The sequence below is a fragment of the Streptomyces sp. NRRL S-455 genome (assembly GCF_000717875.1).
Classification (GTDB): domain Bacteria; phylum Actinomycetota; class Actinomycetes; order Streptomycetales; family Streptomycetaceae; genus Streptomyces.
Genome location: NZ_JOCT01000004.1, coordinates 700,311 through 726,866 on the forward strand (window position 1 = coordinate 700,311; position 26,556 = coordinate 726,866).

A 26,556-nucleotide genomic window follows, 5' to 3' on the forward strand; every position below is an offset into this window, starting at 1 on the left:
AAGGCACTCCGGTGACCACCTCCGTGAACCCCCCTGCGGACACCCCTGCGGACACCCCGCTGGCCGTCCCGTCCCTCGCCGATGCCGAGGAACTGACCTGCGACGTCCTGGTCATCGGCGGCGGCACCGCCGGCACCATGGCGGCCCTGACCGCCGCCGAGCACGGCAAGGACGTGCTGCTGCTGGAGAAGGCCCACGTCCGCCACTCCGGGGCGCTCGCCATGGGCATGGACGGCGTGAACAACGCGGTCATCCCGGGCCGTGCCGAGCCGGACGACTACGTCGCCGAGATCACCCGCGCCAACGACGGCATCGTCGACCAGTCCACCGTCCGCCAGACCGCCACCCGCGGCTTCGCCATGGTGCAGCGGCTGGAGTCGTACGGCGTGAAGTTCGAGAAGGACGAGCACGGTGACTACGCGGTCCGCCAGGTCCACCGCTCCGGCTCCTACGTCCTGCCGATGCCGGAGGGCAAGGACGTCAAGAAGGTGCTGTACCGGCAGCTGCGGCGCCGCGAGATGCGGGAGCGGATCCGCATCGAGAACCGGGTGATGCCGGTGCGCGTGCTCACGGCCGGCGGGCAGGCCGTGGGGGCGGCCGGCTTCAACACCCGCACCGGGCGGTTCGTCCAGGTCCGCGCGGGCGCGGTGATCCTCGCGACCGGCGCCTGCGGCCGCCTCGGCCTGCCCGCCTCCGGCTACCTCTACGGCACCTACGAGAACCCCACCAACGCGGGCGACGGCTACGCCATGGCCTACCACGCCGGCGCCGAGCTGACCGGCATCGAGTGCTTCCAGATCAACCCGCTGATCAAGGACTACAACGGCCCGGCCTGCGCCTACGTCGCCAACCCGTTCGGCGGCTACCAGGTCAACCGGCACGGCGAGCGCTTCGTCGACTCCGACTACTGGTCCGGCCAGATGATGGCCGAGTTCGCCGCGGAGGTGGCGTCCGACCGGGGCCCCGTCTACCTGAAGCTGAGCCACCTCCCCGAGGAGTCGGTCTCGGCCCTGGAGTCGATCCTGCACTCCACCGAACGCCCGACCCGCGGCACCTTCCACTCCGGCCGGGGCCACGACTACCGCACCCATGACGTCGAGATGCACATCTCCGAGATCGGCCTGTGCGGCGGCCACTCCGCCTCCGGCGTCCGCGTGGACGACCACGCCCGTACGACCGTGCCCCGCCTGTACGCGGCCGGTGACCTGGCGTGCGTGCCGCACAACTACATGATCGGCGCGTTCGTGTTCGGCGACCTGGCCGGCGCGGACGCCTCGCGGTACTCGGTGTACGAGGGTGAACTGCCGCTCGAGCAGCTCCGGGAGGCGCACGAGCTGATCTACCGCCCGCTGCGCAACCCCGACGGCCCGCCGCAGCCCCAGGTCGAGTACAAACTGCGCCGCTTCGTGAACGACTACGTGGCACCGCCGAAGTCCGGCGCCCGGCTGTCGCTGGCCCTGGAGGCGTTCGAGCGGATGCGCGACGACATCGCCGCGATGGGCGCCCGCACGGCGCACGAACTGATGCGCTGCGCGGAGGTCACCTTCATCCGCGACTGCGCGGAGATGGCCGCGCGCTCCTCCCTGGCCCGCACGGAGTCCCGCTGGGGCCTCTACCACGACCGCCTCGACCACCCCGCCCGCGACGACGCGTCCTGGTTCCACCATCTCGATCTGCGCAAGTCCCCCTCCGGTGCGATGGAGTTCACGGCCCGCCCCGTGGCTCCCTACCTCGTTCCGGTCGACGGCTTCGCCCCCGTCGGCGGCACCTCCCGTCACCTCGGCGAGGTCCACGCCGAGGACGTGGCGACGGCGGGATCACGGGAACTGGCACCGGTGGCGGCCCTGGCGGAGGCTGAGCCGGAGCGGGCTCCGGGTACGCGGGACCTGCCCTCCGCCGCCCCTGCCGAACAGTCCTCCGCCCGTCTCCTCGAACTGGTCGCGCTCGCCGACGAGGAGCCCGAACTCGCCGCCCTCCACCCCTACCTGACCGACCCCGAGCCCGCCGTCCGGCGCGAGGCGGTCGGCGTGCTCACCGAGACGCTGCCGCCGGGCACCGGCCCCGCCCTCGCCGCCGCGTTGCGTGACCCCGCCGCCGAGGTACGTGCCGCCGCGGCCGCGTCCCTGCGCGAACTCGTCGAGACGCTCCCGCCCGGGCCCGACCTGCGCGACGGCCTGGCCGCCGCCCTGGCCGAGCCCGACCCGGTGGTCCGTGCCGCCGCGCTGGACGTCCTGCGTGCCCTGCGCCTCGGAGACGCCGCCCTGTTCGCGGGCGCCCTGGCCGACTCCGACACCGCCGTCCGGATCGAGGCCGTGCGGGCGCTGGTGTCGGTCGACGCCGCCGACGAACTGGCCGGTGCGGCGCCGGCCGACCCGTCCCGCGAGGTCCGGGTGGCGATCGCCAAGGGGCTGGCCACGGTGGGCGCCGGACGGCCGGCGGGCGACGCCCCGGCCGACTCCCCCGCCACCCCTGTCGAAGCGGCCCTCACCGGCCTCCTCGACGACCCCGACGCCCTGGTGCGTGCGGCGGCCTACGGGGCACTGGGCACCACCGGCTGCCCGGCGCCCCTCACCACGCGAGCCGTGGCCGCCCTCTCCGAGACGACCTGGCAGGTACGGGCGGGTGCCGCCACGGCCCTGTCCGTCGCCGACCCCGACGTCGCCGTCCCCGCCCTCGCGAAGGCCCTCGCGGACGCCAACGCCGACGTCCGCAAGGCCGCCGTCCTGGCACTGACCAGGCACAGCACCACCGAGGAGGCCCGCGCGGCACTGTCCACGGCGACGACGGACTCCGACGCGGACGTCAGGGCGTACGCGGCCCGGGCCCTGTGACCGTGTCGTGGGGCGTTTCGCTGATGCCGCCCTGAGGTGGCGGCACAGCGGCACGGGCGTCCGACTCGGTCGGCTGGTACCCGACTTGGGCCGGACGGACCGCGGCGAAGGTCGTGGTGAGCTGGTCCAGCAGGGGCACTGCGCGGGGGTGGGGGTCGCGGCGCGGTGTGATCGCGTAGATCCCACGGGTCGGGGGATCTACGAGGGGCATGGTGGTGACGTCGGCCCGCAGCGCGCACCTCAGCACACCGGGGATCAGGGCGATGGCGTGACCGGTAGCGACCAGGGCCAGTTTGCCGGGCAGATCGGCTGCGGCGAGGTCGATGCGGGCGCTGACTCCGGCGCGGGCGGCGTGCTGGCGCAGGAGTGCCGCCGAGCCGTCGTTGTCCTCGGCCCAGGTCTCGTCGGCCAGCGCCTCGATGCGCACCGGCCCCCGCCCGGCCCGCGGATGGCCGACGGGCACTACGACGACCATCTCGTCCAGCCCGAGGAACCGGCGTTCGACCCGCGGGTCGACGACCAGCCCCGGCGGAGCGTCGGTGACCACGGCGACATCGAGATCGCCGGCGATCACGCGGCCGTGCAGCTGTGCGCTCAGACCCGGGAGCAGGCTCCACCGGACGGGTCCGGTCCGCCCCAGCAGGCCCCGGACGGCCTCAGGGACGATCCCCGCGGCGAGAGACGGTGTCGCCCCGATGGCCAGGGGCCGATCACACACCCCGTCACGCACGTCTCGCATCGCCCGAACGGCACGGTCGGCCTCGTTGAGCGTGGCCAGGGCGTGGCGCCGGAACACCTCACCGGCCGGCGTCGGACGCACCCCACGCGCATGGCGCTCCACCAGAGGCACACCGAGCTGCCGCTCCAGCCCGGCGATCTGCCGGGAGACGGCCGACTGCGTGTGATTCAGCTCGGCTGCCGCCGCCGACAGCGATCCGACCCGGCACACCGTCACGAAAGCCCGCCACACCGTCAGATCCATGGCGGCAGTATGCCCAGCCGGTATGCGAGTCCCGCAGAGCGGGCCTGCGAAATCTGCGCTTGTCGCAACCATCGGCGTGCACCACTGTGGCGCGCATGACCACACCGCACAGAATCGCCGTCCTCGGTCTGGGGCGCATGGGCGGCGCGATCGCGACACGCCTGGCCGGCCAGGGCTGGGACGTCGTCGGCTGGACCCGCTCAGGACGCCATTCAGACACCGTCAAGACGACCTGCGACGCGAACGAGGCTGTGGCGCGGGCAGACCTCGTACTCCTGGCACTGTTCGACGGCCCGGCCTGCCAACAGGTCCTCGATGACGTCCGTGACTCACTGCGAACGGACGCGATCGTGCTCAACACCAGCACCATCGCCCCCGCCGAAGCAGCGAGGCTGTCCCGGCGACTCGGCCCGTCCTACGTCCACGCGCCCCTGCTCGGCTCAGTGCCGGCTGCCGCCGCCGGCACCCTTCGGATCCTCGCCGCCGCCGACCAGGACGCTCTCGACCGAGTCCGACCGGTTCTGGAAACGCTGGGCACCATCCGGCACGCGGACGACGCCTCCACCGCCGCCGCGCTCAAGCTGATCGCCAACAACAGCCTCGCCGGAGCCGTCCTCGCTCTGCGCGACTCACTGCGGCTAGCCGACGCCCTCGGCCTGCCCCGCCCCCAGACACTGGACGTCCTCGAACTCGGCCAACTAGGCGCCCTCGTGGCCCGCAAGCGACACTTCCTCCTCGGCGAACCGACCGCTGCCGCCGCCGAATTCACCATCGGCGCGCTGGCCAAGGACATGGCTCTGCTGGCCGCCGCGTCGGACACCCCCTTGCGCAGCGCAACGGGCCTGGCCGACGCCCCTGCTGCCCCCGAGGCCGACATCGCTGTCGCCGCCACGGCCCCCGCCGTGAAGGACGCCGTGCTCGAACCGCTCCGCGCCTACATACGCGGACACGCCAGCGGCGACCCCACCCACTTCCACGACGCGTTCCTGCCCACCGCCCACATCGAAGGGATCCGGGACGGTGCCTTCGTGTCCTGGCGCCTGGACGAGTACTGTGCCCTCTTCCAGGGCCGGCCGGCACCGGACGAACCGACCCGCACGCGCCGTATCGACACCATCGACGTCCACGGCACCGTCGCCACCGCCACCATGACGCTCTGCCACGGCGCGGACACGTTCACCGACGTATTCCTGCTGGTCCGCACCGACGACGGCTGGCGCATCGCCAACAAGGCCTATCACCGGCACCCTTGAGAACGCGCCCACTCCACAGTCAGCGTCGGTCTCGTGAACACCCCCTATGTCCAGTCGGGCTCCGGCTCCTCGTCGAGCTCCGGCCAGTCGTCCGGCCCGGCCGCGTCCGGGCCGGGCGCCGGAGCCGGAGTGGAGTCGGGCGCCGGAGCCGGGCCGGGGGCTCCGTCCATCGACGCCAGCACCTCCAGCACACCCTCGCCGTACGTCGCGAGCTTCTTCTCGCCCACCCCGCTGATCCCGCCGAGCTCCGCCACCGACGTCGGCCACACCGTGGCGATCTCCCTCAGCGTCGCGTCGTGGAAGATGACGTACGCCGGGACGCCCTGCTCACGAGCCTGCTCGGCCCGCCAGGCGCGCAGTGCCTCGAAGGCCGGCAGCAGCGCCTCGGGAAGCTCGGGCGCGGCCGCCCTGCCCTTGCGCTCGCCCCGCCCGGAGCCCGACGACCCGGAGCCCCCCGACCGGGAGGTCACCGGTTTCTTCGGCTCCTTGCGCAGCGGCACGTCCCGCTCCCGCCGCAGTACCGTCCCGCTGGCCTCGGTCAGCACCAGCGTGCCGTACTCGCCCTCCACCGCGAGCAGCCCCTGGGCGAGCAACTGCCGGATGACACCCCGCCATTCACCCTCGGTCAGGTCGTCGCCGATACCGAACACCGACAGCTGGTCGTGATCGAACTGGATGACCTTGGCTGTCCGCTTCCCCAGCAGGATGTCGACGATCTGCACCGCGCCGAACTTCTGCCCGCGCTCCCGCTGCAGCCGCACCACCGTCGACAGCACCTTCTGCGCCGCGATCGTGCCGTCCCAGGTCTCCGGCGGGGTCAGGCAGGTGTCGCAGTTGCCGCAGCCGGCCGGGTCCGGGTCCTGGCCGAAGTAGGCGAGGAGCTGGCCACGGCGGCACTGGACGGTCTCGCACAGCGCCAGCATCGAGTCCAGGTGGGCCTGGGCCCGCCGCCGGAAGGCCTCCTCGCCCTCGCCGGACTGGATCAGCTTGCGCTGCTGTATGACGTCGTTCAGCCCGTAGGCCATCCAGGCCGTCGACGGCAGCCCGTCCCGCCCGGCCCGCCCCGTCTCCTGGTAGTAGCCCTCGACCGACTTGGGCAGGTCGAGGTGGGCGACGAAGCGGACGTCCGGCTTGTCGATGCCCATGCCGAAGGCGATGGTCGCCACCACGACCAGGCCGTCCTCCCGCAGGAAGCGGGACTGGTGGGCGGCTCGCGTGCCCGCGTCCAGGCCCGCGTGGTACGGCACCGCCTCGATGCCGTTGCGGCTCAGGAACTCGGCGGTCTTCTCGACCGAGTTGCGCGACAGGCAGTAGACGATGCCCGCGTCGCCCGCGTGCTCCTCGCGCAGGAAGCTCAGCAGCTGTTTCTTCGGGTCGGCCTTCGGCACGATCCGGTACTGGATGTTGGGCCGGTCGAAGCTCGCCACGAAGTGCCGGGCCGACGGCATGTTCAGCCGCTCGGTGATCTCCTGGTGCGTAGCGCGCGTGGCCGTCGCCGTGAGCGCGATCCGCGGCACGTCCGGCCAGCGCTCGCCGAGCAGGGACAGGGCCAGGTAGTCGGGCCGGAAGTCGTGTCCCCACTGGGAGACGCAGTGCGCCTCGTCGATCGCGAAGACGGAGATCTTCCCGCGGGAGAGCAGATCGAGCGTGCTCTGCAGCCGCAGCCGCTCCGGCGCCAGATACAGCAGGTCCAGCTCCCCCGCCATGAACTCGGCCTCGACCATCCGCCGCTCGTCGAAGTCCTGCGTGGAGTTCATGAACCCGGCCCGCACGCCCAGCGCCCGCAGGGCGTCCACCTGGTCCTGCATGAGCGCGATGAGCGGCGAGACCACGACGCCCGTCCCCGGCCTGACCAGGGAGGGAATCTGGTAGCACAGCGACTTCCCGGCCCCGGTCGGCATGAGCACGACGGCGTCCCCACCGGCCACCACATGCTCGACGACCGCCTCCTGCTCACCCCGGAAGGCCTCGTACCCGAAGACCCGGTGCAGCGCGGCCAGCGCCTCGCTCTGCGTCACTGCCATCTCGGCGATACCGCCCGTCCCACCCATCGTCGTGCCCCCCGTACGTCGTCCTTCGACCACTGCGTCCACGATAGGGGGCGGCGCCGACAGCCCCCGGAGTTATCCACAGGCTGCCGGCGTCCTCGGCTGAACGGGGCTCGCGGCACCGCGTCACGGACAGCGGCCGCGGCCCGGCCCCCGAACGGGGAACCGGGCCGCAGCCGCTCGGCGAGCGCGGGGTCAGCGGACGAACACCCCCGCCTGCCCCGCGAGATCCAGGAAGTACTGCGGCGCCACACCGAGCACCAGCGTGACCGCCACGCCCACCCCGATCGCCGTCATCGTCAGCGGCGACGGCACGGCCACCGTCGGGCCCTCCGGCCGCGGCTCGCTGAAGAACATCAGCACGATGACGCGGATGTAGAAGAACGCCGCGATCGCCGACGAGATCACACCGATGACGACGAGCGGGGCCGCCCCGCCCTCCGCCGCCGCCTTGAACACGGCGAACTTCCCGGCGAAGCCGGAGGTCAGCGGAATGCCCGCGAAGGCCAGCAGGAACACCGCGAACACGGCCGCCACCAGCGGCGACCTGCGCCCGAGTCCCGCCCACTTGGACAGGTGCGTCGCCTCACCGCCCGCGTCGCGCACGAGCGTGACCACCGCGAAGGCGCCGATCGTCACGAACGAGTACGCCGCCAGGTAGAACAGGACGGACGACACCCCGTCCGGCGTGGTCGCGATGACGCCCGCCAGGATGAACCCGGCGTGCGCGATCGACGAGTACGCCAGCAGCCGCTTGATGTCGGTCTGCGTGATCGCGACGATCGCACCGCCCAGCATGGTCACGATCGCGACGGCCCACATCACCGGCCGCCAGTCCCACCGCAGGCCCGGCAGGACCACGTACAGCACCCGCAGCAGCGCACCGAAGGCCGCCACCTTGGTCGCCGCCGCCATGAAACCCGTCACCGGCGTCGGAGCGCCCTGGTACACGTCCGGTGTCCACATGTGGAACGGCACCGCGCCCACCTTGAACAGCAGACCCATCACCAGCAGCGCGGCGCCGATCAGCAGCAGCGTGTCGTTGCCCATGGTGCCGGCGAGCGCCGGGTTGACGTCCTGCACGGTGCCGTCGACGACCTGCGCGATCGTCGCGTACGACATCGAGCCGGCGTAGCCGTACAGCAGCGCGATGCCGAACAGCGTGAACGCGGAGGCGAACGCGCCGAGCAGGAAGTACTTGACCGCCGCCTCCTGCGACATCAGCCGCTTGCGGCGGGCCAGTGCGCACAGCAGGTACAGCGGGAGGGAGAAGACCTCCAGGGCGACGAACAGCGTCAGCAGGTCGTTGGCCGCCGGGAAGATCAGCATGCCGGCCACGGCGAACAGCAGCAGCGGGAACACCTCGGTGGTGGTGAACCCGGCCTTCACCGCGGCCTTCTCGCTCTCGCTGCCCGGCACGGACGCGGCCTGCGCGGCGAAGGAGTCGACCCGGTTGCCGTGCACCACGGGGTCGAGGCGCCGCTCGGCGAAGGTGAACAGGCCGACCAGGGCCGCCAGCAGGATCGTGCCCTGGAGGAAGAGGGCCGGGCCGTCGACGGCGATCGCGCCCATCGCCGCGATACGTGCCTTGGTCGTGCCGTATCCGTCGGCCGCGAGCGCCACGACCGCTGCGAAGGCGGCGGCGAGCGCGACGACGGACACGAACATCTGGGCGTAGTAGCGCGATTTACGCGGGACGAACGCCTCGACCAGGATCCCGACGATCGCCGCGCCGACGATGATCAGGGTGGGGGCGAGCTGCCCGTACTCGATCTTCGGCGCGTCGATCTTCGCGATCGGATCGGCCGCCGTTGTCCACAGGCTGTGGACGGCTGATGCGCTCACTTGGCCGCCTCCACCTCGGGCTTGGGGTCCTTCTGCTGTACGTCGGACATGGTCTGCTTGACCGCCGGATCGATGATCTGCGTGACGGGCTTCGGGTAGACGCCCAGGAAGATCAGCAGCACGACCAGCGGGGCGACGACCACGAGTTCCCGGACCCTGAGGTCCGGCATCGCACTGACCTCCGGTTTCACCGGGCCCGTCATCGTCCGCTGGTAGAGGACGAGGGTGTAGAGCGCGGCGAGGACGATGCCCAGGGTGGCGATGATGCCGATCACCGGGTAGCGCGTGAACGTGCCGACCAGGACCAGGAACTCACTGACGAACGGCGCGAGACCCGGCAGGGAGAGGGTGGCGAGGCTGCCGATCAGGAACGTGCCGGCGAGTACCGGCGCGACCTTCTGGACTCCGCCGTAGTCGGCGATGAGCCGCGAGCCGCGCCGGGAGATCAGGAAACCGGCGACCAGCATCAGCGCGGCCGTCGAGATGCCGTGGTTGACCATGTAGAGCGTCGCGCCGGACTGGCCCTGGCTGGTCATCGCGAAGATGCCCATGATGATGAAGCCGAAGTGGGAGATCGACGCGTAGGCGATCAGCCTCTTCATGTCGCGCTGGCCGACCGCGAGCAGCGCCCCGTAGATGATGCTGATCAGCGCCAGGACGACGATCACGGGCGTCGCCCACTTGCTGGCCTCCGGGAAGAGCTGGAGGCAGAAGCGGAGCATCGCGAAGGTGCCGACCTTGTCGACGACCGCCGTGATGAGCACCGCGACGGGAGCCGTCGACTCCTGCATCGCGTTGGGCAGCCAGGTGTGCAGCGGCCACAGCGGCGCCTTCACCGCGAAGGCGAAGAAGAAGCCGAGGAACAGCCAGCGTTCGGTGCTGGTCGCCATGTCGAGCGAGCCGCCCGCGCGAGCCTCGGCGATCTCCGTGAGGGAGAAGGTCCCGGCGACCACGTACAGGCCGATCACCGCGGCCAGCATGATCAGACCGCCGGCCAGGTTGTAGAGGAGGAACTTCACGGCCGCGTACGAGCGTTGCGTCGCCGCCGCCTCCTCGCCGTGCTCGTGGGCACGGTCCCCGAAGCCGCCGATGAGGAAGTACATCGGGATCAGCATGGCTTCGAAGAAGATGTAGAAGAGGAAGACGTCGGTGGCCTCGAAGGAGAGGATCACCATCGCCTCGACGGCGAGGATCAGGGCGAAGAAGCCCTGCGTCGGCCGCCACCGGCTGCTGCCGGTCTCCAGGGGGTCGGCGTCGTGCCAGCCCGCGAGGATGATGAACGGGATCAGCAGGGCCGTGAGCGCGATCAGCGCCACGCCGATGCCGTCCACGCCCAGTTCGTAGCGGACGCCGAAGTCCGCGATCCAGGCGTGGGACTCGGTGAGCTGGTAACGGTCGCCGCCCGGGTCGAAGCGGACCAGGACGGTGATCGCGAGGACGAGCGTGGCGAGCGAGAAGAGCAGCGCCAGCCACTTGGCGGCGGTGCGCCGCGCGGCCGGTACGGCGGCCGTGGCGATCGCCCCGACAGCCGGGAGGACCGCTGTCGCTGTCAGCAGAGGAAAGGACATCGGTATCAGACCGCCCTCATCAGCAGGGTCGCGGCGACGATGAGCGCCGCGCCGCCGAACATCGAGACCGCGTAGGAGCGGGCGAAGCCGTTCTGCAGCCTGCGCATCCGCCCGGAGAGGCCGCCGACCGAGGCCGCCGTGCCGTTGACGACGCCGTCGACCAGGGTGTGGTCGACGTAGACCAGGGACCGCGTGAGGTGCTCGCCGCCGCGGACCAGGACGACGTGGTTGAAGTCGTCCTGGAGCAGGTCGCGCCGGGCCGCCCGGGTGAGCAGCGAGCCGCGCGGGGCGACGGCCGGGACCGGGCGGCGGCCGTACTGGGCCCAGGCGACGGCGACGCCGATGACCATGCACGCGACCGTCGCGCTCGTGACCGTGGCGGCGCTGAGCGGCGAGTCGCCGTGGCTGTGTCCGGTGATCGGCTCCAGCCAGTGCACGAAGCGGTCGCCGATGCTGAAGACCGCACCGCCGAAGACCGACCCGACGGCCAGCACGATCATCGGGATCGTCATGACCTTGGGCGACTCGTGGGGATGCGGCGGGGTGTACTCGCCGCGGGTCTCGGCGGCGGGCTCCGCGCTCGGCTCGGCCGGGGACGGCGTCGGGGCGTTGCGCCAGCGCTCCTCGCCGAAGAACGTCATCAGCATCACGCGCGTCATGTAGTAGGCGGTGATGGCCGCGCCGAGCAGGGCGCAGGCGCCGAGGATCCAGCCCTCGGTCCCGCCCTTGGCGAACGCCGACTCGATGATCTTGTCCTTGGAGAAGAAGCCGGACAGGCCCGGGAAGCCGATGATGGCCAGGTAACCGAGGCCGAAGGTGACGAACGTGATCGGCATGTACTTCCGGAGGCCGCCGTACCTCCTCATGTCCACCTCGTCGTTCATGCCGTGCATGACCGAACCGGCGCCGAGGAACAGCCCGGCCTTGAAGAAGCCGTGCGTCACCAGGTGCATGATCGCGAAGACGTAGCCGATCGGGCCGAGGCCCGCGGCCAGCACCATGTAGCCGATCTGCGACATGGTCGAGCCGGCCAGGGCCTTCTTGATGTCGTCCTTCGCGCAACCGACGATCGCACCGAAGAGGAGCGTGACGGCGCCGACGATGGTGACGACGAGCTGCGCGTCCGGTGCGCCGTTGAAGATGGCGCCGGAGCGGACGATCAGGTAGACGCCCGCGGTCACCATCGTCGCGGCGTGGATGAGGGCCGAGACCGGGGTCGGGCCCTCCATCGCGTCCCCGAGCCAGGACTGCAGCGGCACCTGGGCGGACTTGCCGCAGGCGGCGAGCAGCAGCATCAGGGCGATGGCGGTCAGCTTGTCCTCACCGGCGGCACCGGCGAGCCCGGCCTCCTCGTGGCTGCCGAGCACCGGCCCGAAGGCGAAGGTGCCGAACCACAGGAACATCAGCATGATCGCGATGGACAGGCCCATGTCGCCGACGCGGTTGACCAGGAAGGCCTTCTTCGCGGCCGTGGCGGCACTGGGCTTGTGCTGCCAGAAGCCGATCAGCAGGTAGGAGGCGAGACCGACGCCCTCCCAGCCGAGGTACAGCAGCAGGTAGTTGTCGGCGAGGACGAGGATCAGCATCGCCGCGAGGAACAGGTTCAGGTAGCCGAAGAAGCGGCGGCGCCGCTCGTCGTGCTCCATGTACCCGACCGAGTACAGGTGGATCAGCGATCCGACGCCCGTGATCAGCAGGACGAACGTCATGGACAGCTGGTCGAGCTGGAAGGCGACATCCGCCTGGAAGCCCTGGACCGGGACCCAGCTGAACAGGTGCTGGTTCATCTGACGGTCATCGGCGCCCTTGCCCAGCATGTCGGTGAAGAGCACGACACCGAGGACGAAGGAGACGGCCGCGAGCAGTGTGCCGATCCAGTGGCCGACGGCGTCCAGCCGGCGTCCGCCGCACAGCAGGACCGCCGCTCCGAGCAGGGGCGCCGCCACCAGCAGCGCAATCAGGTTCTCCACGATTCTCCCGACCCCTTACAGCTTCATCAGGCTGGCGTCGTCGACCGAGGCCGAGTGGCGGGCACGGAACAGGGACACGATGATCGCGAGCCCGACCACGACCTCCGCGGCGGCGACGACCATCGTGAAGAAGGCGATGATCTGGCCGTCGAGGTTGCCGTGCATCCGGGAGAAGGCGACGAACGCGAGGTTGCAGGCGTTGAGCATGAGCTCGATGCACATGAACACCACGATCGCGTTGCGCCTGATCAGCACGCCGATGGCGCCGATCGTGAACAACAGGGCCGCGAGATAGAGGTAGTTGACCGGGTTCATTTCGACGCCTCCTCGGGCCTCTTGAACGTGGCCGGCTCGACGGCCTTCCGCTCCAGGCGCTCCTCGGCACGCTGCTCCAGGGCCCGCAGGTCGTTGAGCGCCTCCTGCGACACGTCCCGGATCTGGCCCCGCTCGCGCAGGGTCTTGCTGACGGTGAGGTCGGAGGGGGTGCCGTCGGGCAGCAGGCCCGCGATGTCGACCGCGTTGTGCCGGGCGTAGACACCGGGGGCTGGGAGCGGCGGCAGGTACTTGCCTTCGCGCACGCGCTCCTCGGCGAGTTCGCGCTGCGTCTTGGCGCGCTCGGTGCGCTCGCGGTGGGTGAGCACCATGGCGCCGACGGCGGCCGTGATGAGCAGGGCGCCGGTGATCTCGAACGCGAACACGTACTTGGTGAAGATGAGGGCGGCGATGCCCTCCACGTTCCCGCCGGCGTTCGCCTGGCCGAGGCCGTTGAACTCTCTCAGGGAGGCGTTGCCGATCCCGGCGGTCAGCAGGATGCCGAAGCCGAGGCCGCACAGCGCGGCCAGCCATCGCTGGCCCTTGATGGTCTCCTTCAGGGAGTCCGCCGCGGTGACGCCGACGAGCATCACCACGAACAGGAACAGCATCATGATCGCGCCGGTGTAGACGACGATCTGCACGACGCCCAGGAAGTAGGCGCCGTTGGCGAGGTAGAACACCGCCAGGACGATCATGGTCCCGGCGAGGCAGAGGGCGCTGTGCACGGCCCTCTTCATGAGGATGGTGCCCAGGGCGCCGATCACCGCGACGGTGCCGAGGATCCAGAACTGGACGGCCTCTCCGGTGGAGGTGGAGTAGGCGGCGAGCTGGGTGGTCATCGGCCGATCACCTTCCCCGATGCCGGTTCGGTCCCGCCGAAGGTCGAGTCGGCCTCCTGCACGACCTCGCCCTTGGAGTGGGCGACCTGCCGCTCGGTACCGGGCGCGGCCTCCGTGACCAGGCCCCGGTAGTAGTCCTGCTCGTCCATGCCCGGGTAGATGGCGTGGGGCGAGTCGACCATGCCCTCTTCCAGACCCGCGAGCAGTTGCTCCTTGGTGTAGATGAGGTTGGCCCGGCTGGAGTCGGCCAGCTCGAACTCGTTCGTCATCGTGAGCGCTCGCGTGGGGCAGGCCTCGATGCACAGGCCGCACAGGATGCAGCGGGCGTAGTTGATCTGGTAGACGCGGCCGTAACGCTCGCCCGGCGAGTAGCGCTCCTCGTCGGTGTTGTCCGCGCCCTCCACGTAGATGGCGTCGGCCGGGCAGGCCCATGCGCACAGTTCGCAGCCGACGCACTTCTCCAGGCCGTCCGGATGGCGGTTGAGCTGGTGCCGTCCGTGGAAGCGCGGAGCCGTGGTCTTCTGCTGCTCCGGGTACTGCTCGGTCAGCCGCTTCTTGAACATGGCCTTGAAGGTCACGCCGAAGCCGGCCACGGGGTTCATGAAACCGGGCTTGGTGTCCTTCGGTTCCTCGGCCTGCGAACGCTCGAGTTCCTCAGCCATCGGACGCCTCCTTTCCATCCGTAGATCCGCCCAGGGGTCCGTCACTCTGAGTATCGGGGCCGCCACTGACAATCAGCTCCTTCTCGCCGCGCGAACGGCGTCGCGGAACCGGTGGGAGCTCCTGTCCGGGCAGCGGCGGTACGGGGAATCCGCCCGCCATCGGGTCGAAGGCCGGGGTCTCGGCCGGCGGTTCGGCCCGCTTCGACTTCTCGCGGAACATGTCGGCGACGAAGGAGAGCAGCAGCAGGGCGAGCACGCCGCCGCCGACGTAGAGGGCGATGTCGGCGAAGTCGTAGCCCTCGTTCCGGAAGGCCCGGACGGTGGCGACGAGCATCAGCCACACCAGCGAGACCGGGATGAGGACCTTCCAGCCGAGCTTCATCAGCTGGTCGTAGCGGACGCGCGGGAGGGTGCCGCGGATCCAGATGAACATGAACAGCAGCAGCTGGACCTTGACCGTGAACCAGAGCATCGGCCACCAGCCGTGGTTCGCGCCCTCCCAGAAGGTGCTGACCGGCCACGGGGCCCGCCAGCCGCCGAGGAACAGGGTGGTGGCGACGGCCGAGACGGTCACCATGTTGACGTACTCGGCGAGCATGAACATCGCGAACTTGATCGACGAGTACTCGGTGTTGAAGCCGCCGACCAGGTCGCCCTCGGACTCCGGCATGTCGAAGGGGGCGCGGTTGGTCTCGCCGACCATCGTCACGATGTAGAGGATGAAGGAGAGCGGCAACAGGACGATGTACCAGCGGTCGGTCTGCCCCTCGACGATGGTCGACGTCGACATCGACCCCGAGTACAGGAACACGGAGGCGAACGCGGCGCCCATCGCGATCTCGTAGGAGATCATCTGTGCGCACGACCGCAGACCGCCCAGCAGCGGGTACGTCGATCCGGAGCTCCAGCCCGCCAGCACGATGCCGTAGATGCCGACCGAGGCGACCGCGAGGAGATAGAGCACGGCGATCGGCAGGTCGGTGAGCTGCATCGTGGTGCGGTGACCGAAGATCGAGATCTCGTTTCCGGCCGGGCCGAAGGGGATCACCGCGATCGCCATGAAGGCCGGGATGGCCGCGACGATCGGCGCGAGGACGTACACCACCTTGTCCGCGCGCTTGACGACGACGTCCTCCTTGAGCATCAGCTTGATGCCGTCGGCGAGCGACTGCAGCATGCCCCAGGGGCCGTGCCGGTTGGGGCCGATGCGCAGCTGCATCCAGGCGACGACCTTGCGCTCCATGACGATGGAGACCAGCACGGTCACCATCAGGAAGGCGAAGCAGAACACCGCCTTGATGACGACCAGCCACCACGGGTCGTGGCCGAACATCGAGAGGTCTTCAGCGGCGAGGTACGGGCTCATGCCTCCACCTCCTTGGGGGCCTCGCCGGCGAGGGTCGCCGGGCCGATGCGGACGAGGGAGCCGGGCCGCGCCCCGGTGTCGGAGGCGACGCCGCCACCGGTGGAGTTGAGCGGGAGCCACACCACCCGGTCGGGCATGTCACTGATCTGCAGCGGGAGTTCGACGACCCCCGCGGGGCCGGTGACGGCGAGGAGGTCGCCGTCCTTGACGCCCGCCTCGGCGGCGGTCGCGGGCGACACGCGGGCGCGAGCGGCGTGCCGTGTCCCGGCGAGTGCTTCGTCGCCCTGCTGGAGGACACCCTGGTCGAGCAGAAGCCGGTGCCCGGCGAGCACGGCCTCCCCGGCGGCCGGGCGGGGCAGCGCCGCCGCGGTCTCCAGGGGTTCGGTCGCCCTCGGGCCGTCCCAGGCGCCGAGCCGGTCGATCTCCGCCCGGACGGTGCGCAGGTCCGGGAGTCCGAGGTGGACGTCCATGGCGTCGGCCAGCATCTGCAGTACGCGCGCGTCGGTGGGCGCGAGGTGGCGGGTCATCTGGTCCGGTTTGAGCGCGGCCTCGAAGAAGCGGACCCGGCCTTCCCAGTTGAGGAAGGTGCCGGCCTTCTCGGCGACCGCGGCGACGGGCAGGACCACATCGGCCTTGCGGGTGATCTCGCTGGGCCGCAGTTCGAGCGAGACCAGGAAGCCGACCTCGTCGAGGGCCGCACGCGCGCGTGCCGGGTCGGGCAGGTCGGCGATCTCCACGCCCGCCACCAGCAGGGCCTGGAGCTCACCGGTCGCGGCGGCGTCCACGATCTGGCCGGTGTCGCGGCCGTAGCGGTGCGGCAGTCCCGCGACGCCCCAGACGGTGGCGACCTCGTCACGCGCGCGGGGGTCGGTGGCGGGACGTCCGCCCGGCAGCAGCGACGGCAGAGCGCCGGCCTCGATGGCGCCGCGCTCCCCGGCCCGGCGCGGGATCCACACCAGCCGGGCCCCGGTCGCCGAGGCGGTGCGGACGGCGGCGGTGAGTCCGCCGGCCACGGCGGCCACCCGCTCGCCGACGACGATCACCGAGCCCTCGGCGCGCAGCGCCTCGGCGGCCAGCGCGCCCTCGTCCTCCAGGCCGACACCGCTCGCGAGCGCGTCCAGCCACTCGGTCTCGGTGCCGGGAGCCGCCGGCAGCAGCGTCCCGCCGGCCTTCTCCAGACCGCGCGTGGCATGCGTGGCCAGGGAGAACACCTTCTGTCCGTGTTTGCGCCAGGCCTTGCGCAGCCGCAGGAAGACGCCGGGCGCCTCCTCCTCCGCCTCGAACCCGACCAGCAGGACGGCGGGTGCCTTCTCCAGCGCGGTGTACGTGACACCCGTGCCGTCGAGGTCCCGGCCGCGGCCGGCGATCTGGGCGGCGAGGAAGTCGGTCTCCTCGCCGCTGTGCACGCGCGCCCGGAAGTCGATGTCGTTGGTGTCGAGCGCCACCCGCGCGAACTTGCTGTACGCGTAGGCGTCCTCGACGGTGAGGCGACCGCCGGTGAGGACACCGGTGCGGCCCCGGGAGGCCAGCAGCCCCTGGGCCGCGATCTGCAGCGCCTCGGGCCAGGAGGCCGGTTCGAGTTCGCCCTCGGCGTTGCGCACCAGGGGCGTCTGAAGCCGGTCGCGCTGCTGGGCGTACCGGAACGCGAACCGCCCCTTGTCGCAGATCCACTCCTCGTTGACCTCGGGGTCGTCGGCGGCGAGCCGCCGCATGACCTTGCCGCGCCGGTGGTCGGTGCGGGTGGCACAGCCGCCGGAGCAGTGCTCGCACACCGACGGGGAGGAGACGAGGTCGAAGGGCCGGGAGCGGAATCGGTACGCCGCCGAGGTCAGCGCGCCGACCGGGCAGATCTGGATGGTGTTGCCGGAGAAGTACGACTCGAACGGGTCGCCCTCGCCGGTGCCGACCTGCTGGAGCGCGCCCCGCTCGATCAGCTCGATCATCGGGTCGCCCGCGACCTGGTTGGAGAACCGGGTGCAGCGGGCGCACAGCACGCACCGCTCACGGTCGAGCAGCACCTGCGTGGAGATCGGGACGGGCTTCTCGTAGGTCCGCTTGCGGCCGTCGAAGCGGGAGTCGGCGTCGCCGTGCGACATGGCCTGGTTCTGCAGCGGGCACTCGCCGCCCTTGTCGCAGACCGGGCAGTCCAGCGGGTGGTTGATGAGCAGGAGCTCCATCACACCCTTCTGGGCCTTCTCGGCGACCGGCGAGGTGAGGTGGGTCTTCACCACCATCCCGTCGGTGCAGGTGATGGTGCAGGAGGCCATGGGCTTGCGCTGGCCCTCGACCTCGACGATGCACTGGCGGCAGGCGCCGGCCGGGTCGAGGCTGGGGTGGTCGCAGAACCGGGGGATCTCGATGCCGAGCTGCTCGGCGGCCCGGATGACCAGGGTGCCCTTGGGCACGCTGATCTCGGCGCCGTCGATCGTCAGCGTCACGAGGTCCTCCGGCGGGACCGCCGCCGCTCCCCCGCCGGAGGGAGAGCTGGTGGTCACGGTCATGCGTTCACCTCCGTGCGGTCGGCCCAGGCCGTCGACTTGGCCGGGTCGAAGGGACAGCCCCGGCCCGTGATGTGCTGCTCGTACTCCTCGCGGAAGTACTTGAGCGAGGAGAAGATCGGCGAGGCGGCGCCGTCGCCGAGGGCGCAGAAGGACTTGCCGTTGATGTTGTCGGCGATGTCGTTCAGCTTGTCGAGGTCGGACATCTGTCCCTTGCCGGCCTCGATGTCGCGCAGCAGCTGCACGAGCCAGTAGGTGCCCTCGCGGCAGGGCGTGCACTTGCCGCAGGACTCGTGGGCGTAGAACTCGGTCCAGCGCGTGACGGCACGGACCACACAGGTCGTCTCGTCGAAGCACTGGAGTGCTTTGGTGCCGAGCATGGAACCCGCGGCGCCCACTCCTTCGTAATCAAGGGGGACGTCGAGGTGCTCGTCGGTGAACATCGGGGTCGAGGAGCCGCCCGGCGTCCAGAACTTGAGGCGGTGCCCGGGGCGCATCCCGCCGCTCATCTCCAGGAGCTGGCGGAGCGTGATCCCGAGCGGCGCCTCGTACTGGCCGGGGCTCGCGACATGGCCGGACAGGGAGTAGAGCGTGAAGCCGGGCGACTTCTCGCTCCCCATCGACCGGAACCATTCCTTGCCCCGGTGCAGGATCGCGGGAACCGACGCGATCGATTCGACGTTGTTCACCACAGTCGGGCACGCGTAGAGGCCCGCGACAGCGGGGAAGGGGGGACGGAGCCGTGGTTGACCCCGGCGGCCTTCGAGCGAGTCCAGCAGTGCGGTCTCCTCACCGCAGATGTACGCGCCCGCGCCCGTGTGCACGGTGATGTCGAGGTCGAGCCCGCTGCCCAGGATGTTCTCGCCGAGGAAGCCGGCCGCGTAGGCCTCGCGTACGGCCGAGTGCAACCGCCGCAGTACCGGGACGACTTCACCACGCAGGTAGATGAAGGCATGCGACGACCTGATGGCGTAGCACGCGATGATCATGCCCTCGATGAGGCTGTGCGGGTTCGCGAAGAGGAGCGGGATGTCCTTGCACGTCCCGGGCTCCGACTCGTCGGCGTTGACCACCAGATAGTGCGGCTTGCCGTCCCCCTGGGGAATGAACTGCCACTTCATCCCGGTGGGGAATCCCGCGCCGCCGCGCCCGCGCAGACCGGAGTCCTTGACGTAGGCGATCACGTCGTCCGGCGTCATGGCGAGCGCCTTGCGCAGCCCCTCGTAGCCGTCGTGCCTGCGGTACACGTCCAGCGTCCAGGACCTGTCCTCGTCCCAGAAGGCCGACAGCACCGGTGCGAGCAGCTTCTCGGGGCTCATGTCTTTCAGCTCGGCTGCCAAGGTCATCACTCCCCCTCCTCGGCGGTGGGCCCGGCCGGGTGGGACGGATCGGAGGCCGATGTGTCCTGCGGCGCGTCGTGCGAGCTCAAGTGCTCCGTCGGCGACGGGTCGTGCGGCGCCTCGGTGCGGGCCGGCTCACCGCGCGGATGCACCACGCGGGCGGGAGCGGACTCCCCCTTGGCGAGCTTCAGGCCGACCAGGGAAGCGGGTCCCGCGCTTCCGCCGGACTCGACGGCCCCGTCCCGCTCGTCGGGGAAACCGGCCAGGACGCGGGCGGTCTCCTTGAAGGTGCACATCGGCGCCCCGCGCGTGGGCGTGACCGGCCGGCCCGCGCGCAGGTCGTCGACGAGGCGTTTGGCGCCGGCCGGGGTCTGGTTGTCGAAGAACTCCCAGTTGACCATCACGACCGGCGCGAAGTCGCAGGCCGCGTTGCACTCGATGTGCTCCAGGGTGACCTTGCCGTCGTCGGTGGTCTCACCGTTGCCGATGCCCAGGTGCTCCTGGAGCTCCTCGAAGATCGCGTCTCCGCCCATCACCGCGCACAGGGTGTTGGTGCACACCCCGACCTGGTAGTCACCGCTCGGCCGGCGCCGGTACATGGTGTAGAAGGTGGCGACGGCGGTGACCTCGGCCGTGGTCAGACCGAGCATCTCCGCGCAGAACCGCATGCCGGTGCGCGTGACGTGCCCTTCCTCCGCCTGCACGAGGTGCAGCAGCGGCAGGAGGGCGGACCGGGAGTCCGGGTAGCGGGCGATGACCTCGCGCGCGTCGGTCTCCAGACGGGCCCGGACGTCGTCCGGGTAGGCGGGTGCGGGCAGTTCGGGCATGCCGAGGCTGACGCCCCGCTCGGAAGACGATGTGGTCACCGGTCGACGCCTCCCATCACGGGGTCGATGGACGCGACGGCGACGATGACGTCGGCGACCTGGCCGCCCTCGCACATCGCCGCCATGGCCTGCAGGTTGGTGAAGGACGGGTCGCGGAAGTGGACCCGGTAGGGGCGGGTGCCGCCGTCGGACACGACGTGCACACCGAGTTCGCCCTTGGGCGACTCGACCGCCGCGTACGCCTGTCCCGGCGGGACGCGGAAGCCCTCGGTGACCAGCTTGAAGTGGTGGATCAGGGCCTCCATGGAGGTGCCCATGATCTTCTTGATGTGGTCCAGGGAGTTGCCGAGCCCGTCGGGCCCGAGGGCGAGCTGGGCGGGCCAGGCGATCTTCTTGTCGGCGACCATGACCGGGCCGGGCTGCAGCCGGTCCAGGCACTGCTCGATGATCCTCAGCGACTGGCGCATCTCCTCCAGCCGGATGAGGAAGCGGCCGTAGGAGTCGCAGGTGTCGGCGGTCGGGACGTCGAAGTCGTACGTCTCGTAGCCGCAGTACGGCTGCGTCTTGCGCAGGTCGTGCGGCAGGCCGGTGGAGCGCAGGATCGGGCCGGTGGCGCCGAGGGCCATGCAGCCGGCCAGGTCGAGGTAGCCGACGTCCTGCATGCGGGCCTTGAAGATCGGGTTCCCGGTGGCGAGCTTGTCGTACTCCGGGAGGTTCTTCTTCATCTTCTTCACGAACTCGCGGATCTGGTCCACCGCGCCGGGCGGCAGGTCCTGGGCGAGTCCGCCGGGCCGGATGTACGCGTGGTTCATCCGCAGGCCGGTGATCAGCTCGTAGATATCGAGAATGAGTTCACGATCACGAAAGCCGTAGATCATGATCGTGGTGGCGCCGAGTTCCATGCCGCCGGTGGCGATGCACACCAGGTGCGACGACAGCCGGTTCAGCTCCATCAGGAGCACGCGGATGATCGTGGCGCGGTCCGGGATCTGGTCCTCGATGCCGAGGAGCTTCTCGACGCCCAGGCAGTACGCCGTCTCGTTGAAGAACGGCGTCAGGTAGTCCATGCGCGTCACGAACGTGGTGCCCTGCGTCCACGTCCGGTACTCGAGGTTCTTCTCGATGCCGGTGTGCAGATAACCGATTCCGCAGCGGGCCTCGGTGACGGTCTCGCCCTCGATCTCCAGGATCAGGCGGAGCACGCCGTGCGTGGACGGGTGCTGCGGCCCCATGTTGACGACGATGCGCTCGTCGTCGGCGCGGGCCGCGGACTCGACGACCTCGTCCCAGTCCCCGCCGGTGACGGTGTAGACGGTGCCCTCGGTGGTCTCGCGAGGGGAGGCGTGCGAAGTGCTCATGAGTACGACCTCCGCTGGTCCGGAGCCGGGATCTGGGCGCCCTTGTACTCGACGGGGATGCCGCCGAGGGGGTAGTCCTTGCGCTGCGGGAAGCCCTGCCAGTCGTCCGGCATCATGATCCGCGTCAGGGCCGGGTGACCGTCGAAGACGATGCCGAAGAAGTCGTACGTCTCGCGCTCGTGCCAGTCGTTCGTCGGGTACACCGAGAACAGCGACGGGATGTGCGGGTCGCTGTCCGGGGCGCTGACCTCCAGGCGGATCAGCCGGTTGTGGGTGATCGAGCGCAGGTGGTACACGGCGTGCAGCTCGCGGCCCTTGTCGTTCGGGTAGTGGACGCCGCTGACGCCGGTGCACAGCTCGAAGCGCAGGGCCGGGTCGTCGCGCAGGGTGCGGGCGACGCGGACCAGGTGCTCGCGCTCGATGTGGAAGGTCAGTTCGTCGCGGTCGACGACCGTCTTCTCGATGGCGTTCTCGGGGAACAGGCCCTGCTCCTCCAGGGCGCCCTCCAGCTCGTCGGCGACCTCGTCGAACCAGCCGCCGTAGGGGCGGGTCGCCGGTCCCGGGAGCCGGACCGAGCGGACCAGGCCGCCGTAGCCGGAGGTGTCGCCGCCGTTGTTCGCGCCGAACATGCCGCGCTGGACGCGGATCTCCTCGCCGCCCTGGCCGCGATGGCCGGGGAGGTTGGAGGCCGACAGGTCCTTCTCGGGGTTCGGCCCGTTGGTGCCGTTCGCGTCGCTCACCGCAGCAGCCCCTTCATCTCGATCGTGGGCAGGGCCTTGAGCGCCGCCTCCTCCGCCTCGCGGGCCGCTTCCTCGGCGTTCACGCCGAGCTTGGAGGACTGGATCTTCTGGTGGAGCTTGAGGATCGCGTCCATCAGCATCTCCGGCCGTGGCGGGCAGCCGGGCAGATAGATGTCGACCGGCACGACGTGGTCGACGCCCTGGACGATCGCGTAGTTGTTGAACATGCCGCCCGAGGAGGCACAGACCCCCATGGAGATCACCCACTTGGGGTTCGGCATCTGGTCGTAGACCTGCCGGAGCACCGGCGCCATCTTCTGGCTGACCCGGCCGGCGACGATCATCAGGTCCGCCTGGCGCGGCGAGCCCCGGAAGACCTCCATGCCGAAGCGCGCCAGGTCGTAGCGGCCGGCGCCGGTGGTCATCATCTCGATGGCACAGCAGGCGAGGCCGAACGTGGCCGGGAAGACGGACGACTTGCGCACCCAGCCCGCGGCCTGCTCGACGGTGGTCAGCAGGAAGCCGCTCGGCAGCTTTTCTTCGAGTCCCATGACGTGTGGCCCCTCAGTCCCATTCCAGGCCGCCGCGCCGCCATACGTACGCGTACGCGACGAAGACGGTGAGCACGAAGAGCAGCATCTCCACGAGCCCGAAAATCCCCAGGGCGTCGAAGGTGACGGCCCAGGGGTAGAGGAAGACGATCTCGATATCGAAAATGATGAAGAGCATCGCCGTCAGGTAGTACTTGATGGGGAAGCGCCCGCCACCGGCCGGCGTGGGGGTCGGCTCGATACCGCACTCGTAGGCCTCGAGCTTGGCCCGGTTGTACCGCTTGGGCCCGATCAACGTGGCCATGACCACGGAGAAGATCGCAAAGCCTGCCCCGAGGGCTCCCAGTACGAGGATGGGCGCATAAGCGTTCACCGCTCCTCGCTCCTCTCAGTCGGCACTGACTGCTGGCGGTTTGCATCGGGCTCACATCCGCCCCGTCAGTCCCTCGAACCCCGCCCGCCCCGGCGAAGATCGGGAACATGTGAAGCAGGTCACAAGCCCAACCGCGTGCATCTTATGCCCGACCCTCTGTGATCTGCGACACGGGGTATTGCACAAGCTTTGTGATCTCTACCACCTGACGATCGATCATGAAGTCGGATGAGCGGTGATCTTCATACGCGAAGCGTCCGAGTGATCACCAGAGGTGACATTTTGGCTCGTCACCGCAGGCGGGAGGGGGCGTCTCAATATCAAGAGAGTTCGCGTGCATGCAAATTGGTGATGGAGTCGATCTCTTGGTAGAGGCGCGTTCACACGTCAGGGGTCACGCGGGGCGGGGTGTGGACGCGTGCATCCGTTCACGATCTTCGCGCGGTCGTGATCCGGTCGTGATCTACGGCGCTGGACGCGACCGGCCCGGCAGCCGTTCCGTGACCTCCATCACATGCGTGAGAGGTTCATGAGAACGGGGCTTGGCCAATCAAGCCAACCGATGGTAGGTGCGGGGCAATTCGGGCGTATTGATCAAAGGCCGTGATCACAGGCTGGTTACAAGGCGCCCGCAATGTCCGTTACGGCGTCAATAAAGGCCCTCGCGAGGGGTTTTTGGGGCCCCCATTGAGTAACTGTGGCACAGCCCACGTTTCTTGAAGATATGAAGGAGCCCCTGGTACCGGTTGTTCCCATGTCCCACACCGCTCACATACGCAGCCACCGGAAACCCCGCCGCAGCGCGACCTCCACGATCGCCCTGCGTGCCGGAGTTGCCGGTGGCGTTCTCAGCATGGCAGCGGCGGGTGCGTCGGCTTCGGCGAACGCCGCCGAGCCGGTGACGCAGACCATCGAACTGCCCACCCTGACGGCCGACCTGTCCGCTCAGGTCGCCCAGTCCGCGGCCGTCACGCAGCAGGCGGCAGCGAACTACGAACTGCGCGCCGAGCGTGACGCCGCCGCCGCCAAGGCCGCCGCGGAGGCCAAGAAGGACCTCGCCGAGGCGAAGAAGAAGGCGGAAGCCAAGAAGAAGGCCGCCGAGGCCGCCCGCAAGGCCGCTGCCGAGCGCGCCACGCGCAGCGCCGAGCGCGCCACCCTGTCCGCGTCCTCGTCCGCGTCCGCGTCCACCTCGGTGTCGGCGCCCGCCAGCGGCAGCGTCGCGACCGTCATCTCCTTCCTCAAGGCCCAGGTGGGCGACGCCTACGTCATGGGCGCCACCGGTCCGAACGCCTGGGACTGCTCTTCCCTGGTGCAGGCCGCGTTCAAGCAGGTTGGTGTGGACCTGCCGCGTGTCTCGCAGGACCAGTCGATGGCCGGCACGGAGGTCTCGCTGTCCAACCTCCAGGTCGGCGACATCCTCTACTGGGGCGGCAAGGGCTCCGCCTACCACACGGGTGTCTACATCGGGAACGGCCAGTACCTGGACGCGGCCAACCCGTCCAAGGGCGTCGTCATCCAGGAACTGTCGGGATACCCGGCGTCGGGCGCGGTGCGCGTCCTCTGATCTCACGCGTACGGGCTTGAGGGCCGCTGCCTCTGCGGGCAGCGGCCCTCAACCGCTGTGCGCGCCTCTCCCGCCGCCCTCGCGGCGTTCTCCCGGCCTGTCCCGGGCCGGAGGCTCCCGGACCGGCCGAGCCGGCTGCCGGGCCCCCTGAGCCGCTTCTGAGGCTTTGCGGCGTCACGAAAGGGCTCGCCCGACGGAACGAGGTGCTCGCCCGCCGGGCCGCCGACGCCGAGGCGCTCGGCGCCGGATCAGGCCTTGGGCGCCACCTTGCTCAGGCCGTTGATGATGCGGTCCATCGCGTCGCCGCCGGTCGGGTCGGTGAGGTTCGCGAGGAGCTTCAGCGTGAACTTCATCAGCAGCGGGTGCGTGAGGCCGCGCTGGGTGGCGACCTGCATGACCTTCGGGTTGCCGATGAGCTTCACGAAGGCGCGGCCGAGCGTGTAGTAGCCGCCGTAGGTGTCCTTGAGGACACGCGGGTAGCGCTGCAGGGCCGTCTCGCGGCCGGCCGGCGTCGATCGCGCGTGCGCCTGGACGATGACGTCGGCGGCGATCTGGCCGGATTCCATGGCGTAGGCGATGCCTTCGCCGTTGAAGGGGTTCACCAGTCCGCCGGCGTCGCCCACCAGCAACAGCCCCTTGGTGTAGTGCGGCTGGCGGTTGAAGGCCATGGGCAGGGCGGCGCCGCGGATCGGGCCGGTCATGTTGTCCGGGGTGTAGCCCCAGTCCTCCGGCATGGACGCGCACCAGGCCTTCAGGACCTCGCGCCAGTCCAGCTCCTTGAAGGAGTCGGACGTGTTCAGCACGCCGAGACCGACGTTCGAGGTGCCGTCGCCCATGCCGAAGATCCAGCCGTAGCCGGGCAGCAGGCGGTCCTCGGCGCCGCGGCGGTCCCACAGTTCCAGCCAGGACTCCAGGTAGTCGTCCTCGTGCCGCGGGCTGGTGAAGTACGTCCGCACCGCCACGCCCATCGGGCGGTCCTCACGGCGGTGCAGGCCCATGGCGAGTGACAGGCGGGTGGAGTTGCCGTCGGCGGCCACCACGAGCGGCGCGTGGAAGGTGACCTCGCGCTTGTCCTCGCCGAGCTTGGCGCGCACGCCGGTGATGCGGCCCGTACGGTCGTCGATGACCGGACCGCCCACGTTGCAGCGCTCGAACAGGCGGGCACCGGCCTTCTGCGCCTGACGGGCGAGCTGCTCGTCGAAGTCGTCGCGCTTGCGGACGAGACCGTAGTCGGGGAAGGAGGCGAGATCCGGCCAGTCGAGCTGGAGCCGCACCCCTCCGCCGATGATCCGCAGGCCCTTGTTGCGCAGCCAGCCGGCCTCTTCCGAGATGTCGATGCCCATCGCCACGAGCTGCTTCACGGCGCGCGGGGTGAGGCCGTCGCCGCAGACCTTCTCGCGCGGGAACGCGGTCTTCTCCAGAAGGAGGACGTCGAGGCCCGCCTTGGCGAGGTGGTAGGCGGTCGTGGAGCCGGCCGGCCCCGCGCCCACGACGATCACGTCGGCGGTGTTCTCGGAGAGGGGCTCGGTCACGTCGGTCACGGCGGGATCTCCCCAAGGTTCGGAATCTGGTGCCGACCGGCACTGGTCATGCGCAGTCTATGCAGCGGCGTTCGCCGCCCGGCCG

The 26,556-nt window shown here is 70.2% G+C and carries 20 protein-coding genes; 3 read left to right on the top strand and 17 right to left on the bottom strand.

All coding sequences use genetic code 11. From position 1 onward, the window contains the following. The first annotated feature begins 11 nt into the window (after positions 1 to 11). Positions 12 to 2,831 carry a fumarate reductase/succinate dehydrogenase flavoprotein subunit gene (locus IE97_RS0108915; protein ID WP_030234283.1) on the top strand — a complete coding sequence of 940 codons (2,820 nt, stop codon included), beginning with the start codon at positions 12 to 14 and terminating at the stop codon, positions 2,829 to 2,831. Here IE97_RS0108915 and IE97_RS0108920 read toward each other — a convergent pair. Next, complete coding sequence (locus IE97_RS0108920) at positions 2,803 to 3,813, bottom strand: LysR family transcriptional regulator (RefSeq protein ID WP_078603137.1); 1,011 nt, start codon at positions 3,811 to 3,813, stop codon at positions 2,803 to 2,805. The genes IE97_RS0108915 and IE97_RS0108920 overlap by 29 nt on opposite strands. A gap of 95 nt (positions 3,814 to 3,908) precedes the next feature. Between IE97_RS0108920 and IE97_RS0108925 the strand changes: the two genes are divergently transcribed. After that, positions 3,909 to 5,066, top strand: coding sequence for a nuclear transport factor 2 family protein (locus IE97_RS0108925; RefSeq protein WP_030234299.1), 1,158 nt, complete (start codon positions 3,909 to 3,911; stop codon positions 5,064 to 5,066). A 44-nt stretch (positions 5,067 to 5,110) separates the two neighbouring features. On the opposite strand, the gene recQ is transcribed toward IE97_RS0108925, so the two are convergent. From recQ to IE97_RS0109000, 15 genes are all read right to left on the bottom strand, one after another. Next, positions 5,111 to 7,117 (bottom strand): DNA helicase RecQ, encoded by a 2,007-nt coding sequence (gene recQ / locus IE97_RS0108930; protein WP_030234302.1) that lies wholly within the window; start codon positions 7,115 to 7,117, stop codon positions 5,111 to 5,113. Positions 7,118 to 7,309: 192 nt separating this feature from the next. Further along, positions 7,310 to 8,959 carry an NADH-quinone oxidoreductase subunit NuoN gene (gene nuoN, locus IE97_RS0108935; protein WP_030234305.1) on the bottom strand — a complete coding sequence of 550 codons (1,650 nt, stop codon included), beginning with the start codon at positions 8,957 to 8,959 and terminating at the stop codon, positions 7,310 to 7,312. Next, entirely contained in the window at positions 8,956 to 10,527 is a 1,572-nt protein-coding gene (locus IE97_RS0108940; protein ID WP_030234319.1) for an NADH-quinone oxidoreductase subunit M, read from the bottom strand. Before IE97_RS0108940 ends, nuoN begins: the two co-directional genes overlap by 4 nt. A gap of 5 nt (positions 10,528 to 10,532) precedes the next feature. Then, positions 10,533 to 12,497 carry an NADH-quinone oxidoreductase subunit L gene (gene nuoL, locus IE97_RS0108945; protein WP_030234322.1) on the bottom strand — a complete coding sequence of 655 codons (1,965 nt, stop codon included), beginning with the start codon at positions 12,495 to 12,497 and terminating at the stop codon, positions 10,533 to 10,535. Between the two features lie 15 nt (positions 12,498 to 12,512). After that, positions 12,513 to 12,812 (bottom strand): NADH-quinone oxidoreductase subunit NuoK, encoded by a 300-nt coding sequence (gene nuoK / locus IE97_RS0108950; RefSeq protein ID WP_030234325.1) that lies wholly within the window; start codon positions 12,810 to 12,812, stop codon positions 12,513 to 12,515. Then, positions 12,809 to 13,651 (bottom strand): NADH-quinone oxidoreductase subunit J, encoded by an 843-nt coding sequence (locus IE97_RS0108955; protein ID WP_030234327.1) that lies wholly within the window; start codon positions 13,649 to 13,651, stop codon positions 12,809 to 12,811. Before IE97_RS0108955 ends, nuoK begins: the two co-directional genes overlap by 4 nt. Further along, positions 13,648 to 14,313 (bottom strand): NADH-quinone oxidoreductase subunit NuoI, encoded by a 666-nt coding sequence (gene nuoI / locus IE97_RS0108960; RefSeq protein WP_030234330.1) that lies wholly within the window; start codon positions 14,311 to 14,313, stop codon positions 13,648 to 13,650. The genes IE97_RS0108955 and nuoI overlap by 4 nt, the downstream gene beginning before the upstream one ends. Continuing rightward, complete coding sequence (nuoH, locus tag IE97_RS0108965) at positions 14,306 to 15,679, bottom strand: NADH-quinone oxidoreductase subunit NuoH (RefSeq protein WP_030234339.1); 1,374 nt, start codon at positions 15,677 to 15,679, stop codon at positions 14,306 to 14,308. The genes nuoI and nuoH overlap by 8 nt, the downstream gene beginning before the upstream one ends. Further along, entirely contained in the window at positions 15,676 to 18,180 is a 2,505-nt protein-coding gene (locus IE97_RS0108970) for an NADH-quinone oxidoreductase subunit G (RefSeq protein WP_030234342.1), read from the bottom strand. The genes nuoH and IE97_RS0108970 overlap by 4 nt, the downstream gene beginning before the upstream one ends. Next, positions 18,177 to 19,526 (bottom strand): NADH-quinone oxidoreductase subunit NuoF, encoded by a 1,350-nt coding sequence (gene nuoF / locus IE97_RS0108975; protein ID WP_199809798.1) that lies wholly within the window; start codon positions 19,524 to 19,526, stop codon positions 18,177 to 18,179. The genes IE97_RS0108970 and nuoF overlap by 4 nt, the downstream gene beginning before the upstream one ends. Then, on the bottom strand, positions 19,523 to 20,383 hold the full coding sequence (gene nuoE, locus IE97_RS0108980) for an NADH-quinone oxidoreductase subunit NuoE (RefSeq protein ID WP_030234346.1): 861 nt from the start codon (positions 20,381 to 20,383) through the stop codon (positions 19,523 to 19,525). The genes nuoF and nuoE overlap by 4 nt, the downstream gene beginning before the upstream one ends. Next, positions 20,380 to 21,702 carry an NADH-quinone oxidoreductase subunit D gene (locus IE97_RS0108985; RefSeq protein WP_030234348.1) on the bottom strand — a complete coding sequence of 441 codons (1,323 nt, stop codon included), beginning with the start codon at positions 21,700 to 21,702 and terminating at the stop codon, positions 20,380 to 20,382. Before IE97_RS0108985 ends, nuoE begins: the two co-directional genes overlap by 4 nt. Next, positions 21,699 to 22,442 (bottom strand): NADH-quinone oxidoreductase subunit C, encoded by a 744-nt coding sequence (locus IE97_RS0108990; RefSeq protein WP_030234350.1) that lies wholly within the window; start codon positions 22,440 to 22,442, stop codon positions 21,699 to 21,701. The genes IE97_RS0108985 and IE97_RS0108990 overlap by 4 nt, the downstream gene beginning before the upstream one ends. Continuing rightward, positions 22,439 to 22,993, bottom strand: coding sequence for a NuoB/complex I 20 kDa subunit family protein (locus IE97_RS0108995; RefSeq protein ID WP_006133126.1), 555 nt, complete (start codon positions 22,991 to 22,993; stop codon positions 22,439 to 22,441). The genes IE97_RS0108990 and IE97_RS0108995 overlap by 4 nt, the downstream gene beginning before the upstream one ends. A 13-nt stretch (positions 22,994 to 23,006) precedes the next feature. Continuing rightward, a complete protein-coding gene (locus IE97_RS0109000) occupies positions 23,007 to 23,366 on the bottom strand; it encodes an NADH-quinone oxidoreductase subunit A (RefSeq protein WP_003974383.1) in 360 nt (119 codons plus the stop codon). A gap of 724 nt (positions 23,367 to 24,090) precedes the next feature. Here IE97_RS0109000 and IE97_RS0109005 point away from each other — a divergent pair. Further along, positions 24,091 to 24,930 carry a C40 family peptidase gene (locus IE97_RS0109005; RefSeq protein ID WP_030234352.1) on the top strand — a complete coding sequence of 280 codons (840 nt, stop codon included), beginning with the start codon at positions 24,091 to 24,093 and terminating at the stop codon, positions 24,928 to 24,930. A 248-nt stretch (positions 24,931 to 25,178) separates the two neighbouring features. Here IE97_RS0109005 and IE97_RS0109010 read toward each other — a convergent pair whose 3' ends face one another. After that, entirely contained in the window at positions 25,179 to 26,471 is a 1,293-nt protein-coding gene (locus tag IE97_RS0109010; RefSeq protein ID WP_030234355.1) for a geranylgeranyl reductase family protein, read from the bottom strand. Between the last annotated feature and the right edge of the window lie 85 nt (positions 26,472 to 26,556).